Here is a 13,903-nt window from a genome sequence, read left to right on the forward strand (position 1 = left end):
CAGTGCTCTCGGCCATCCGAAGGGGTTGCAATCAATGACTGCCGATTACGAAACGCTTGCCAAGACCATCGCGGCCCTGACCGAAGGCGAAACGGATCAGGTTGCTCTCATGGCCACTGTCGCCTGCGAGGTTCACCATTCCGACGATCGTTTTGACTGGACCGGGTTTTATCGTGTCACCGAGCCGGGCATTCTGAAAATTGGCCCCTATCAGGGTGGGCATGGTTGTTTGGTTATCCCGTTCGAGCGGGGCGTCTGCGGTGCCGCCGCAAGAATGGGCGAAACGCAACTGGTGCCGGATGTCGACGCGTTTCCGGGTCACATCGCTTGCGCCAGTTCAACCCGGTCCGAACTTGTTCTGCCGGTGCGGGACTCGTCGGGCACAGTGATTGCCGTTTTTGACATTGACAGCGACCAGCCGGATGCTTTCACGCAACAGGATGCGCAAAACCTGGAAAGCATTCTGACCGCGGTGTTTGCGGCCTGCTAACCTCTGGCGTCGTTGCGGTCCTGCATCAAAACAGGGGATTTCCGGGCGATTGGACGGCCCGGCGGACTTCGTCTTGCAGGCTTCGAAGCGATCTCCTATCAAAATCCATAACGAAGTTTCGTTTTGGGGTGTTTCTCAGGGATGCAAGAGTCTGACATCAATCCGACGGTCGCGGATGAAGCGCCCAAAAAAGGGATCAGACGCGCCCATATGGCGACATTCCCTGATCGCGTCGGCGTATTGCCCCATTCGGTGGCAAGCATCGCGCCGCAGGTCGACAGGGTTTTCATCTGCCTGAACGAATATCAGGATGTGCCCGATTTTCTGGGCGAGTTCGATAACGTCACGGCCGTGATCCCCGAGCGGGACTACAAGGATGTCGGCAAGTTCATTTTCCAACCTGATCCGGAAGACACCGTTTTTCTTGTCGACGACGATATCGAATATGCGGACAACTATGCCCGTCAGACCATACGCCGGGCGCGGGGCGTCGGACTGGAAAAGCGTGTCTTCGGCTATCATGCCACGACATTCACAAATCCCACACCCAAGTCGATACGGCAGCGCACGTTGTTGCGCATGAACCAACGGCTGACCTACTCGACCAGAGTACACCAGTTGGGAACCGGAACCGTCATGTTGTCCGGGTCGCTGTTCCCAACGCTGGATTACATGGAGGGCAGCGAGAAGTTTGTCGATGTGCGTTTTGCCCGCTACTGTTTTGAAAATGACATCGAAATGTGGACGCTGCCCAGAAACCGCCGCCGCTTTCCCAGCTTGCTTGCAGGGCTTGAGCCGGAAAAGCGTGAAACGATTGCTGACAGTTTCACCCGTCGTTGGCCTCAACATGTGCTGGATGAAGTGAAGGTTTTTGCCGGCCTTCAATTCTAAAGCCAGACGGGCTGTCCAAGATCAAGGGTGATTCAGGACGTGCCCCCGGCGTGAAGGATCGCCGATGTCGCCGCAGCGCGACAGTGGAACGGCGTGTGATGTCTTTGCGAAATGATATCACTGCACGAAGAATGCTGAAATCCGGCTGCTGCTACCCTGCGACTGTTTGGTGTTTCAGGGCCTTACGCGCCAGCTGGCCATTAACTCCGTTGTCGGCAAGCTGTAGTGGTCAACGTCCAAACAAAAGCGGACGTGAAAAATCACTTGGAAATTTCACAAACTTGCTCCATCGTGAAAAATGAGGAAAAAATTTCACGAGATTCGGAGCGGCCTGTGAACAGCCAAGCCCCCCAAAGCGCGACACTAGGTGCTGACCTGCGGGCCTTGCGCAAGGCCCGAGGGTTGACCCTGACCGAGATTGCAACCCGGCTGGATCGCTCTGTCGGTTGGTTGAGCCAGGTTGAGCGTGACCTGTCAGAGCCTTCAATCTCGGATCTGCGCCAGATTGCCGAGTGCCTTGGCGTGCCCATGTCGATGCTGTTTGCGCATTCCGCTGCCCCCGCAGACGAACAGGGCTACGTTGTGCGTGCCGGGTCGCGTCGCCCGATGGGATCGGGCGAAGAAGGGCTGATTGAAGAGTTGCTGTCGCCGGATCTGACCGATGATTTCGAAATGGTACATTCCACTTTCGAGCCAAATTCACGGATGCAGACACCAGCCAACCGCCCGACGCAGGAAGTGGGCTACATGATCTCAGGCCGATTGAACCTGACGATCGGGTCGCGTGAATTCCTGGTGACTCCGGGTGACAGTTTTCGGATCAAACATGAACCTTATCAATGGGCTAACCCTTATGATGAACCTGCCGTGGCCATCTGGGTCATTGCTCCACCGGTGTATTGATGTCGTTTGAGGCCTGGACCATATTCGCGCTTTTCTGGGTGGTATTCGTCACCACACCGGGGCCGAATGCAGTCAACTGCATCTCGAACGGGATGAGCCTGCCGTTTTCGAAGGCCATGCTGGGTGTACTGGCCATCCTGACACAGGCCAGCATGTTTTTGATCCTGTCCGCGCTGGGCGTCACTGCCCTGATTGCCGCTTCTCCGACCGGTTTCTTCATGGCCAAGCTGGTCGGCGCGGGCTTTCTGATCTGGCTGGGCGTGCGGGGGTGGATGAACGCAACAAAGCCCGCACCGGTTTCGGAGCGCCCGGCCCGGCACGTTTATTTGCACGCGCTGGCAGTGGCCACGATCAACCCCAAAAGTGTCGCCGGATATCTCGCGGCGTTCTCGCAATTCGTTCAGCCCGAGGTTCCGATCTGGCAGCAGATGGTCGTGATCATGCCAACCGCGCTGATCATCACCACACTCAGCTATACCGGTTTCACCGTGTTGGGCGCCTTGATGGGTAAGGCGGCGCTGGGCGCGGTATTCAATATCTGGGTGCGCCGGGTGATGGCGGCCTGTTTCATAATCTACGGCGTGTTGTTGGGAACCAGCACCGCTCCAGCGGCAAGGGGGTAGTCATATGCACAACGGGTCCTGCCTTTGCGGTTCAGTTGCTTTCACCATCGACGGAGAGCTGTCGCCGCCCTCGGCCTGCCATTGCGGTCAATGCCGCAAACAGTCCGGCCATGTTTGGTCTTCGACCTGGACGCATCAGGATAACCTCAGCTTCACCGCCAGCGATACACTTGCGTGGTTTCGCGCTTCGGACACCGCCCGTCGCGGTTTCTGCCGTTCATGCGGTTCATTCCTCTTCTGGCAGCACAATGACGAAGACACGATTTCGATTTCTATGGGGGCCTTCGATTCGCCCACCGGATTACAACTCGCCCGGCACATCTTTGTGGCCGACAAGGGCGATTATTACGACATCACGGACGATCTGCCCCAACGGGCACAGTAACAGGGACCAAGACTCATGAGTGATTTTCCAACAAAAGCCCGCGTGGTCATTATCGGTGGCGGTGTGGTGGGGGCGTCTTCGCTGTTTCATCTGGCCAAGAAGGGTTGGACCGATTGTGTCCTTCTGGAAAAGAACGAACTGACCGCGGGTTCGACTTGGCATGCGGCGGGCAACGTTCCGACCTTCTCGAATTCATGGGCAATCATGAATATGCAGCGGTACTCGACCGAGCTGTATTCGCGCTTGGGCGAAGAGGTTGATTACCCGATGAACTATCATGTTTCGGGCTCGATCCGTTTGGCGCACAGCAAAGAGCGGATGCAGGAGTTCGAACACGCAATGGCAATGGGCCGCTATCAGGGCATCCCGATGGCGATGTGGACACCGGAAGAAGCTAAAGAGCGCTATCCATTCCTGGAAACGCACGATCTTGAAGGCGTTTTGTACGACCCGACAGATGGCGACATCGACCCGGCCCAGCTGACACAGGCGTTGGCCAAGGGGGCCCGGGACATGGGCCAGAAGATCATCCGCTTCTGCCCGGCGACCGGCGTCACCCAGCACGACGACGGAACCTGGACCGTTCACACGGACAAGGGTGACATCGATTGTGACTACGTCGTTAACGCGGCCGGCTACTACGCACAGCGCGTGGGGGAGTGGTTCAAGCCGTTCGGCGGTCGTACCGTTCCCGCAATGGTCATGAGCCACCAGTACCTGCTGACCGACGAAGTGCCTGAAGTCGAGGAATGGTCCAAAGCGAACGGAGGCAAGAAGCTGCCGCTGCTGCGCGATGTGGATATCTCCTACTACCTGCGGCAGGAAAAGAACGGCTTTAACCTTGGTCCTTATGAGCCCAACTGTAAGGGCCACTGGATGACCGAAGACGATGCAATGCCCGAGGATTTCTCGTTCCAGCTATGGAATGACGATCTGGACCGCATCGAGGACATCGTCACCGACGCGATGGAGCGGGTGCCGCTGATGGCAACCTCGGGTGTTGGACGTGTCATCAACGGACCGATTCCCTACGCGCCGGACGGCTTGCCGCTAATTGGCCCGATGCCCGGCGTCAAGAATGCGTTCGAGGCGCACACCTTTACCTTTGGCATCGCGCAAGGCGGCGGGGCAGGCAAGGTGCTGGCCGAGTGGATCGTTGATGGTGCGACCGAGTGGGACATGTGGGCGGTCGATCCGCGCCGCTATACCGATTACACGGATCAGGATTACTGCAACCGTAAGGGTATGGAAGTGTACGGCAACGAATACGCCATGCACTTCCCCCATCACGAATGGCCCGCTGCGCGCGACAAGAAACTGTCACCTGTCCATGAAAAGGTCAAAGCGCTGGGCGGCGTGATGGGGCCCTATAACGGATGGGAACGGGCGAACTGGTTTGCAAAGCCGGGTGATGACACATCGCTTGAGGCAACCCACACTTGGGGTCGGTCCGGCCCGTGGGAGCAGCGGATCAAAGAAGAATGCGAGGCCGTGAGAGACCATTGTGGCGTGTTGGACTTGCCTGGCTTCTCGCGCTTCATGGTCAAGGGAGACGGCGCCGCCGAGGCGTTGCGCGGCCTCGCAACCGGAGGATTGCCAAAGGTCGGTCGCATGAACCTCATCTACGTCTCTGACGACCGCGGCCGTATCCTGACCGAGATGTCCTGTATTCGTTTGGGCGAAGACGAGTTCATGATGATCACGGCGGCAACCGCGCAGTGGCACGATCGCGATATCCTGATGAACGTGATGCCTTCCACAGTGTCGGTCGAGGATGTCACCACGACACGTGACACCCTGATTGTCACCGGTCCGAAATCGCGTGAGATCCTCTCGGGTATGACAGATGCTGATCTGACCTTGGGTTGGTTGACCCATCAGTCTGCTACCGTTGCAGGCCAGCCTGTTCATCTTATCCGCGTCTCCTTCGCCGGTGAGTTGGGATGGGAAGTGCACGCTTTGAACGAGCATATGCCTGCGATCTACGATGCGATCATCGACGCCGGTGCCAAGCCGTTCGGGATGTACGCGCTGAACTCGCTGCGCATCGAAAAAGGCTATCGCGCGTGGAAAGGCGATTTGTCGACCGACTACTCGCTGCTGGAAGGCGGCCTGGAGCGATTTGTCAAACTGGACAAACCACAGGACTTCCCCGGAAAGGCAGCGATCCTGAACGAAAAGCAGCAGGGCGTTAAAAAGTCGTTCGTCACCCTGACTGTCGATGCGGGTGATTGCGATGCGCCGTACATGTCCTGTATCTGGCAGAACGGTGAGATCGTCGGCGAAACCACGTCCGGCGCATGGGGTTACCGCGTCGGCAAGTCCATCGCACTGGGCATGATCAAGGCCGAGCTTGCAAACCCCGGAACCGAGCTCGAGGTGGAAATCTACGGCCAGAAGTGCCGTGCTGTGGTACAGCAGGACCAACCGCTTTGGGATCCCGAGAACGAGCGGTTGCGCGCTTAACCCCTATCGGAGACGGCCATGAGCAATCGATGCGCCAAACCGGGACCGGGAGAGGGTCCCGACTATGACCGAGAGAACGACCACACCTACTTAAGGGTGTTGGGTCAAAACACAGACGTGGCGTTTGCGACTGTAGAAGACAATCTGAAGGCCAGCATCGCGCTTGGCCTTCATTGTCATGACAGCCGCGCAGAAACGTTCTGTATTCTGGAAGGCGAGGTTGATTTCCTGGTTGAAGGTGGATGGTATCGATATGGGCGGGAGATCACGATCCACGGTCCGGATCAGTCGGATGATGAGGTCTGAGATGACGACCGCTAAAACCATGTCGGGCGTCTACCTGACCGGCCACGGCGGACCCGAGGTTCTGGAATGGCGTGATGATATCCCGGTTCCTGAACCCGGGGCAGGGCAAGTTGTTGTCCGTGTCGCCGCTGCGGGAGTGAACAACACGGATATCAACACGCGGGTCGGTTGGTACTCATCGGATGTCACCGGTGCAACGGATGCCGTTGATCAGGACGTTGAAGCCGGTGGTTGGGGCGGTGCATTGCACTTTCCCCGCATTCAGGGTGGTGACCTGTGCGGCATTGTTGAGGCGGTTGGTGTCGGGGCAGGTTTCGAACAAGGCCAGCGCGTGACATGTCCGATAAACATTCCGCGCCCACGCCCTGGAAACCCGCAGGGCTTCATTGCGCTTGGGTCCGAGATCGACGGGGCTTTTGCCCAATACTGCCTTGTTGAAGCGGATGATCTTTATGATGTCAGCGCTTCGCCCCTTACGGACGTGGAAATCGCAGCCATTCCTTGCGCCTTTGGCACGGCCGAAAATCTATTGACACGTGCAGGTGTTACCGCAGGACAAAAGGTTTTGATCACCGGCGCTTCAGGAGGCGTAGGTCTGGCGGCGGTGCAACTCGCCGCACTGCGCGGGGCTTCGGTTTGGGGTGTGACAAGTGAGGCCAAAGCAGAAATCGTGAAGTCTCAGGGGGCAGAGAACACGTTTGACCGGAACGACCCGCTGCCGCAAGATATGTTCGATGTGGTGATCGACGTTGTAGGTGGCCCCGTATGGCCATCGCTGATCCTTTCCCTGAAACCCAGCGGGCACTACGCCGTTTCGGGGGCAATAGCTGGCCCGATTGTCGAAGCTGATCTGCGCGACATCTACCTGCGCGACATAACCATACATGGGTGTACGCATCAGGCACCCGAAGTCTTTGACCGTCTTGTGGAACTGGTGAATACCGGACGGATCAAGCCGCTGGTTTCCCGGACCTATCCGCTGAAGGATATTGGCATTGCACAGGCCGACTTTCAGTCAAAGACTCTTCCGGGAAAATTGGTATTGGTGCCCTGAGGAGTAACGACATGGCAGATATCACCCTTTTGGACGGCTCTATCGGGCAGGAACTGGTAAAACGCAGTGGCGATCGGGCGACACCGCTGTGGTCGACGCGCGTGATGATCGATCACCCCGATTTGGTCGGAGAAGTGCACCGCGATTATTTCCGCCGGGGTGCGACGGTCGCGACAACCAATACTTATGCCGTGCATCGCTCTCGTCTGGTGCGGGTGGGGATGGAAGATCATATGCCCACCCTGATCGACACTGCCCTGACACAGGCCGAACGTGCCCGCACGGAAACCGAGGGGCGGATCGCGGGTGCATTGGGGCCGTTGCTGGCATCATATCGACCCGATCTTAACCCGGACCCGGCAGACGCGGCTGAAAAGTTCGCCGAACTTGTGACCATGATGGCCGCTCGGGTCGATCTGTTTCTGATCGAGACCGTGTCTTCGATACAGGAAGCCGAGGGCGCACTGCGAGGCACGGCCGGATGCGGAAAACCGGTTTGGCTGTCCCTTTCGGTCAATGATGACGATGGCGGCTTTCTCAGGTCCGGCGAACCGTTGGCGGACATTGCTCCGCTGGTGAAAGAGTTTTCGCCCGATGCCGTGTTGATCAACTGTTCCCGTCCCGAGGCGATCCCGGCGGCGCTGGAGGTTCTGTCCGGCATGAATCGGCCTTTTGGGGCCTACGCCAATGGATTTACGCATATTTCAGATGGCTTCCTTCGGGACGCGCCGACCGTGGATGCCCTGCAAGAGCGCCATGACCTCAGCCCCAAGGCTTATGCGGACCAGGTGATGCGGTGGGTCGATCAGGGGGCAACGATTGTTGGTGGGTGCTGCGAAATCGGACCGGATCATATCGAAGAACTGGCGAACCGGTTGCGGGCCGCCGGTCATAACATCGTCTGAACAAGAAAATGGCGGCAAAACCAACTTCGGCAGCACCAAATCAGCCCATCCGGCATTTCGACATCCTTGTCGCGCCGGGCTTCGTGTTGTTGGAGCTGGCTTCGTTGGTTGAGGTATTGAGGCTGGCCAACCGTGTATGCCCAAGCCCTCCGTTCACCTTCACCTATCGCTCGCTCAAAGGTGGCCCGATTGCCAGCAGCAGTGACGCTGTGGTTCAAACAGAAGCGGTGCCGTCACTGCCTAAGGCGGACTACCTGTTCGTAATCGGCAACTCAGATCCGGATCACCCGGATTTGTCGTTGGGACGGGTGGTGTCGGACTATACCTTCCGGGACGCCAAGGTGTTCCTGCTGGCCGAAGCCGCCAGCCGCTATATCGACGAACAGGGTACAGACGACTTGGCAACCCATTGGGAGAACGCATCGTTCCTGCGGGAACGCGGAGCCCGGTTCGAAGCCAAACTGTCGATCGCAACCCAACAGGGCGCAGTGGTGACATGTGCCGGGATGGAGGCCACAACCGATATCGCCCTGGCAGTGATCGGACGTCATATCTCGGGACCTGCAAAGATGACCGTGGCCGACATCATGTTGCATGAGAACATCCGTGATTTCGCCTCGATGCAGCCATTCTCAGGCGCCAAGTTGACCGCGACGGGAGATTCGAAGCTGGATCAGTGCATAAAGCTCATGCAGGCCAATATCGAAGACCCCCTGCCGATCAATCAGATTGTCGAGTCGCTGCACCTGTCGAACCGGTCCCTTGAGCGTAAGTTCAAAACCTTTTTTGGAACCACTCCCAACGGTTTCTACCGGGAAATGCGACTGGCCAAGGCAAATAACCTATTGCTGAACACCACGATGAGCGTTCGCGAAATTGGATTGGCTTGTGGTTTTCCGAACGGTTTTTCGTCCGTCTACAAAAGCTTCTTTGGGGTCACGCCCTTTGTCGTGCGCCGGGAAAAGCGCGCGGCGACACATCGGTGAAAACTGCCGATTTCGTGACGTTTTTGGTGCATTTGTTGACGATCTTCCATGGCAACTTATTCCAAACCTGACACAGCGGAGAATTCAGGATGGTTGATCTTCCCAGCAAGGCCCGTGTGGTCATCATCGGCGGTGGCGTCATCGGATGCTCAGTCGCGTATCATTTGACCAAGAAGGGTTGGAAAGATGTCGTGCTGCTGGAACGCAAGCAGCTGACCAGTGGCACCACCTGGCATGCGGCAGGTCTGATTGCGCAGCTGCGCGCCACCGCAAACATGACCAAGCTGGCGAAGTACAGCCAAGAGCTGTATGGCGCGCTGGAAGAGGAAACCGGCGTCGCTACGGGATTCAAGCGGTGTGGGTCGATCACCGTGGCCCTGACCGAAGAACGCAAAGAGGAAATCTATCGTCAGGCTGCGATGGCACGGGCGTTTGGTGTCGAGGTCGAAGAAATCTCGAATGAGCGCGTGCAGGAGCTGTATCCGCACATCAATCTCGAGGGCGTCAAAGGTGCCGTCTATCTGCCGCTCGACGGGCAGGGCGATCCGGCCAATATTGCGCTGGCTTTGGCCAAGGGCGCGCGCCAGCGCGGGGGCGTGGTGAAAGAGAGGGTTAAGGTCACCGATATCGTCAGGCAGGGCCGGTCGGTTACTGGTGTGGACTGGGTCGCGGATGACGGCAGCGCCTCGGGCCATATCGAATGTGACATGGTGGTAAACTGCGCGGGCATGTGGGGCCACGAAGTTGGCCGCATGGCCGGTGTGAACGTTCCGCTGCATGCCTGCGAACACTTCTACATTGTGACCGAGAACATCGATGGTCTGACCCAGCTGCCGGTGCTGCGTGTGCCGGACGAATGTGCTTATTACAAAGAAGATGCAGGTAAAATCCTGCTGGGTGCGTTTGAACCCAACGCGAAACCTTGGGCGATGAATGGCATCCCGGACACGTTCGAATTCGACCAGCTGCCCGAGGATTTCGACCATTTCGAACCGATCCTCGAAGCCGCCTGCGAACGGATGCCGATGCTGGCCGAGGCGGGCATCCACACCTTCTTCAACGGCCCCGAGAGCTTTACGCCTGATGATGCCTATCATCTGGGTCTGGCGCCCGAGATGGACAATGTCTGGGTTGCCGCCGGGTTCAATTCGATTGGCATTCAATCGGCCGGTGGTGCAGGCATGGCGTTGGCTGAATGGATGGATACGGGCGAAAAACCGTTCGATCTGGGTGATGTAGACATCAGTCGGATGCAACCGTTTCAAGGGAACAAGCAGTACCTGTTCGAGCGCTCGAAAGAGACCCTAGGCCTGCTCTATGCCGACCACTACCCCTTCCGCCAGAAAGCCACCGCGCGCGGTGTTCGCCGGACTCCGTTCCACCATCACCTGCTGGAACAGGGCGCCGTGATGGGTGAACTGGCCGGGTGGGAGCGCGCCAACTGGTTCGCCAACGAAGGGCAAGAGCGCGATTACAACTACAGCTGGAAGCGCCAGAACTGGTTCGAGAATTCCGCGGCTGAGCACAGAGCTGTGCGTGAAAATGTGGGCATGTACGACATGTCTTCGTTTGGCAAGATCCGCGTAGAGGGTCCCGATGCCGAAAAGTTCATGAACTATATCGGTGGCGGCGATTACGCAGTGCCCAATGGCAAGATCGTCTACACGCAGTTTCTGAACCGTTCCGGCGGAATCGAGGCGGATGTCACCGTGACACGTCTTACCGAGACCGCCTATTTGGTGGTCACTCCGGCAGCGACCCGTCTGGCGGATCAGACCTGGATGATGCGCCATTCTGGCAATTTCAACGTGGTCATCACCGATGTCACGGCGGGTGAAGGCGTTTTGGCGATGATGGGCCCGAATTCCCGGGCCTTGCTGGAAAAGGTGTCGCCCAACGACTTCTCGAACGCGGCAAATCCCTTCGGCACCGCGCAGGAAATCGAGATCGGCATGGGCCTCGCCCGTGCCCACCGCGTCACCTATGTGGGTGAGCTTGGATGGGAGATCTATGTATCCTCCGACATGGCGGGCCACGTCTTTGAAACCCTGCACGAGGCGGGGCAGGACATGGGGCTCAAGCTGTGCGGCATGCACATGATGGACAGCTGTAGGATCGAAAAGGGCTTCCGCCATTTCGGGCACGACATCACCTGCGAAGATCACGTCGTCGATGCGGGTCTGGGCTTTGCAGTCAAGGTGGACAAGGGGTGCGATTTCATTGGGCGTGAGGCCGTGATTGCGCGGAAGGAAAGCGGTCCCCGGAACCGTCTGGTCCAGTTCCGCCTGACAGACTCCGAACCACTGCTGTTCCACAATGAACCGATCGTACGGGATGGGGAGTACGTGGGCTACCTGAGTTCCGGCAACTATGGCCATACTCTCGGCGGCGCCATCGGTTTGGGCTACGTGCCATGCCAGGGAGAGAAAGCCGCCGACGTTCTGGCGTCGACCTACGAGATCGACGTGTGTGGCGTGAAGGTCAAAGCCGAAGCGTCACTCAAACCCATGTATGATCCCAAATCCGAACGGGTGAAGGTGTGACCATGGTATTCGGTGGGGGCTCTGCCCCCGCCGCCTTCGGCGACTCCCCCGAGATATTTTCGGCCAGATGAAGATTGGTTCCCCTTGTTCATCTGGCCCCAAATATCCCGGAGCGCGAGGCAGAGCCTCGCATTTCAGACGTCACCTGAAAAGCGTGGTCCGATAACTCATCAAACATCGTTATGTGACACTTCACTGTTTTCAGAGTTTTCAACCTGTTCAGTTCTGCCGTAAACCGAACCGGTAGCAACCGGAGACCCGATGTGGCTGACCCGCTCTTACCTTCTCAGAACACGGACACACCAAAAGGACTTGCGTTGGCAGTCACGGCTTATGTCCTGTGGGGGTTCCTGCCTCTGTATATGAAAGCGTTGGATCATATGGGGCCGGTCGAGGTCGTGGCGCATCGTGTTATCTGGTCAGTACCCGTGGCGGGGTTGTTGCTAGTGGTACTGGGCCGAACCCGGGATCTGAAGGCTGCGCTTGGCAATCCGAAGATGTTAGGCATGGCCGCTTTGACAGCTGCGCTAATTTCCGTGAACTGGGCGATTTACGTATGGGCCATTTCTACGGGCAACGCGTTGGATGCAGCGCTGGGATATTACATCAACCCTCTGTTCAGTATTGCGCTGGGGGCGATCTTGTTGAGGGAACCCATGACAAGGACACAACTGTTCGCGGTCGGGTTGGCTGTGATGGGTGTGGTGGTACTTGTGGTAGAAGCCGGTCGATTGCCTTGGGCCGCTCTTGGGTTGATGGTCAGCTGGGGGTTCTACGCGTTTTTCAAACGCTCGCTGCCGATTGGGCCGAACCAGGGTTTTCTGCTTGAGGTCCTGATCCTTTTGATTCCGGCACTGGTTTATATCACCTTTCTGGGTGTGCAGGGCACAGGACATTTCGGCGTGGCGATGTCGGACACTCTATTGTTGTCCTGCGCCGGGGTTGTGACGGCCGTGCCGTTGCTGGTTTACGCAAATGGCGCCAAACTGGTGCGCCTGTCCACAATGGGCATCCTGCAATACATTGCGCCGACCATGATTTTCATTACAGCAATAACCCTGTTCGGTGAGAAGATAGACACAGGCCGGATGATTGCGTTCCCACTGATCTGGGCGGCTCTGGTTGTTTACTCGATCCCTATGATCCGGCAGGTGCGCACTCAGGCCTGAAGCAACAGACGCGCGGCTGCATCTGCCCAAAGCGCATACGCCCGGGGGCTGGGATGATAGCCATCCGGTGCAGCCAGCGCCGGGTCGTCCGGCAGGTCGAGTGGCAGGTGTTGAACATGCGGAAAAGCAGCCGCAACCTCTTGCAGCCCCTGGTCCAGGCGCGCGGCTTGGCATCCAAGCACCCAAGCCAGCGGCTGAGGCAAGGCCGGAAACCTGTTCATCTGCGGGACAGCGGTTACGACGATGCGACGAGCGCCCAGACCTTCGGAAAGTAAGCGGATGAGACGGGTCTGGCGGCTTGTAAATTGCCCACGTGTCACGGCTCGGGTGACATCATTGACTCCGAGTGCCGTAACGACAGCATCGAATTCGCCATCTATTTGCGTCAGGCGGTCAATCGTATCCTGCGTGGTGTGCCCGGTTGCCGCTTCCAGCTGCCATTCGACCACGTAGTGCCTGGCCAGACGGTTGACCAGATGTCCGGATAACGCCTGATCCTGCGTGCCTGCGCCCACTCCGGCTGCCGAGCTATCACCGATGATCAGAAGCCGCAGACGCGGCCCGCGACCTCTGCGGCCCTCGCGCGCGCCGGTCGGTTCCGGCAGCAGCTGAGCGTTCCGTTGCACCGAAAGGCCCTGCGCGGCAAGCACCGGAAGCAAAGGCACCCGCAAAATCTGATCGACAGCTAAGGAACGCGGCATTGTCAGCTCAGCGCGTTTTTGAATTCAAGAAAACGAGCGTCGGTCATGACCCGCGCCATCATGGCATCGCGCAAGGCACCCACCGTTTTGTAGGGGCGCATGACGACCTCGAAAGTCTGAATCAACCCGCTGTCATTCAGCGTAACAAGATCCACGCCGATACCATCCAGATCACCGACTTTGCATTGGAACTCCAACGCCCAGTCTTTCCCGTCGCCCATGACGCGCCGATAACGAAAATCTGAAAACACCTGCCCGACATGCCCCAGAACGGCAGCGACCGGAGCGCGCCCTGCCCAGGTGCTGTAGTAGGTTGGTGGCAGGAACTGCACATCTTCTGCCAAGAGTTCGTGGATCAAGGCCTCATCGCCTTTCGCGACAACCTCTTGCATGCGTTCAATTGTCGGGTGCATGGCATCTCCTCCGCTTTTGGGGTGAAGGTCACCGAACATGGGCGGGCATGCAAGGACGACGTTGCGGG

The 13,903-nt window shown here is 58.0% G+C and carries 14 protein-coding genes; 12 read left to right on the forward strand and 2 right to left on the reverse strand.

Translation table 11 applies throughout. The annotated features are described in order from the left end of the window. Positions 1-34: 34 nt before the first annotated feature. The 12 genes from AC2FEB_RS17950 to rarD all read left to right on the forward strand — a co-directional run bounded on the left by AC2FEB_RS17950 (position 35) and on the right by rarD (position 12,721). Positions 35-490: a GAF domain-containing protein gene (locus tag AC2FEB_RS17950; protein ID WP_496675523.1), complete on the forward strand. Its 456-nt coding sequence runs from the start codon at positions 35-37 to the stop codon at positions 488-490. A gap of 141 nt (positions 491-631) precedes the next feature. Beyond that, entirely contained in the window at positions 632-1,381 is a 750-nt protein-coding gene (locus AC2FEB_RS17955) for a hypothetical protein (RefSeq protein ID WP_496675526.1), read from the forward strand. Positions 1,382-1,714: 333 nt separating this feature from the next. Beyond that, entirely contained in the window at positions 1,715-2,284 is a 570-nt protein-coding gene (locus AC2FEB_RS17960) for a helix-turn-helix domain-containing protein (protein ID WP_299900905.1), read from the forward strand. Next, on the forward strand, positions 2,284-2,907 hold the full coding sequence (locus AC2FEB_RS17965) for a LysE family translocator (protein ID WP_299641966.1): 624 nt from the start codon (positions 2,284-2,286) through the stop codon (positions 2,905-2,907). The genes AC2FEB_RS17960 and AC2FEB_RS17965 overlap by 1 nt, the downstream gene beginning before the upstream one ends. A 4-nt stretch (positions 2,908-2,911) precedes the next feature. After that, complete coding sequence (locus AC2FEB_RS17970; RefSeq protein ID WP_496675529.1) at positions 2,912-3,292, forward strand: GFA family protein; 381 nt, start codon at positions 2,912-2,914, stop codon at positions 3,290-3,292. 15 nt (positions 3,293-3,307) lie between these two features. After that, entirely contained in the window at positions 3,308-5,758 is a 2,451-nt protein-coding gene (locus tag AC2FEB_RS17975; protein WP_496675532.1) for a GcvT family protein, read from the forward strand. Between the two features lie 18 nt (positions 5,759-5,776). Further along, positions 5,777-6,064, forward strand: coding sequence for a cupin domain-containing protein (locus tag AC2FEB_RS17980; RefSeq protein ID WP_496675535.1), 288 nt, complete (start codon positions 5,777-5,779; stop codon positions 6,062-6,064). 1 nt (position 6,065) lies between these two features. Then, positions 6,066-7,118 (forward strand): zinc-binding dehydrogenase, encoded by a 1,053-nt coding sequence (locus tag AC2FEB_RS17985; RefSeq protein ID WP_496675538.1) that lies wholly within the window; start codon positions 6,066-6,068, stop codon positions 7,116-7,118. An 11-nt stretch (positions 7,119-7,129) separates the two neighbouring features. Beyond that, positions 7,130-8,023 carry a homocysteine S-methyltransferase family protein gene (locus AC2FEB_RS17990; RefSeq protein ID WP_299900891.1) on the forward strand — a complete coding sequence of 298 codons (894 nt, stop codon included), beginning with the start codon at positions 7,130-7,132 and terminating at the stop codon, positions 8,021-8,023. 8 nt (positions 8,024-8,031) lie between these two features. After that, positions 8,032-9,009, forward strand: coding sequence for a GlxA family transcriptional regulator (locus AC2FEB_RS17995; RefSeq protein ID WP_496675541.1), 978 nt, complete (start codon positions 8,032-8,034; stop codon positions 9,007-9,009). Between the two features lie 89 nt (positions 9,010-9,098). Beyond that, the gene (locus AC2FEB_RS18000; protein ID WP_496675544.1) at positions 9,099-11,552 is read left to right on the forward strand and encodes a GcvT family protein; all 2,454 of its coding nucleotides are present in this window, start codon (positions 9,099-9,101) and stop codon (positions 11,550-11,552) included. Between the two features lie 263 nt (positions 11,553-11,815). Next, the gene (gene rarD / locus AC2FEB_RS18005; RefSeq protein WP_496675546.1) at positions 11,816-12,721 is read left to right on the forward strand and encodes an EamA family transporter RarD; all 906 of its coding nucleotides are present in this window, start codon (positions 11,816-11,818) and stop codon (positions 12,719-12,721) included. Here rarD and AC2FEB_RS18010 read toward each other — a convergent pair. Beyond that, positions 12,712-13,422 (reverse strand): SGNH/GDSL hydrolase family protein, encoded by a 711-nt coding sequence (locus AC2FEB_RS18010; RefSeq protein ID WP_496675549.1) that lies wholly within the window; start codon positions 13,420-13,422, stop codon positions 12,712-12,714. The genes rarD and AC2FEB_RS18010 overlap by 10 nt on opposite strands. A 2-nt stretch (positions 13,423-13,424) precedes the next feature. Beyond that, complete coding sequence (locus AC2FEB_RS18015; RefSeq protein ID WP_496675552.1) at positions 13,425-13,835, reverse strand: nuclear transport factor 2 family protein; 411 nt, start codon at positions 13,833-13,835, stop codon at positions 13,425-13,427. Positions 13,836-13,903 lie beyond the last annotated feature (68 nt).

This window comes from Ruegeria sp. YTSC106 (assembly GCF_059609765.1).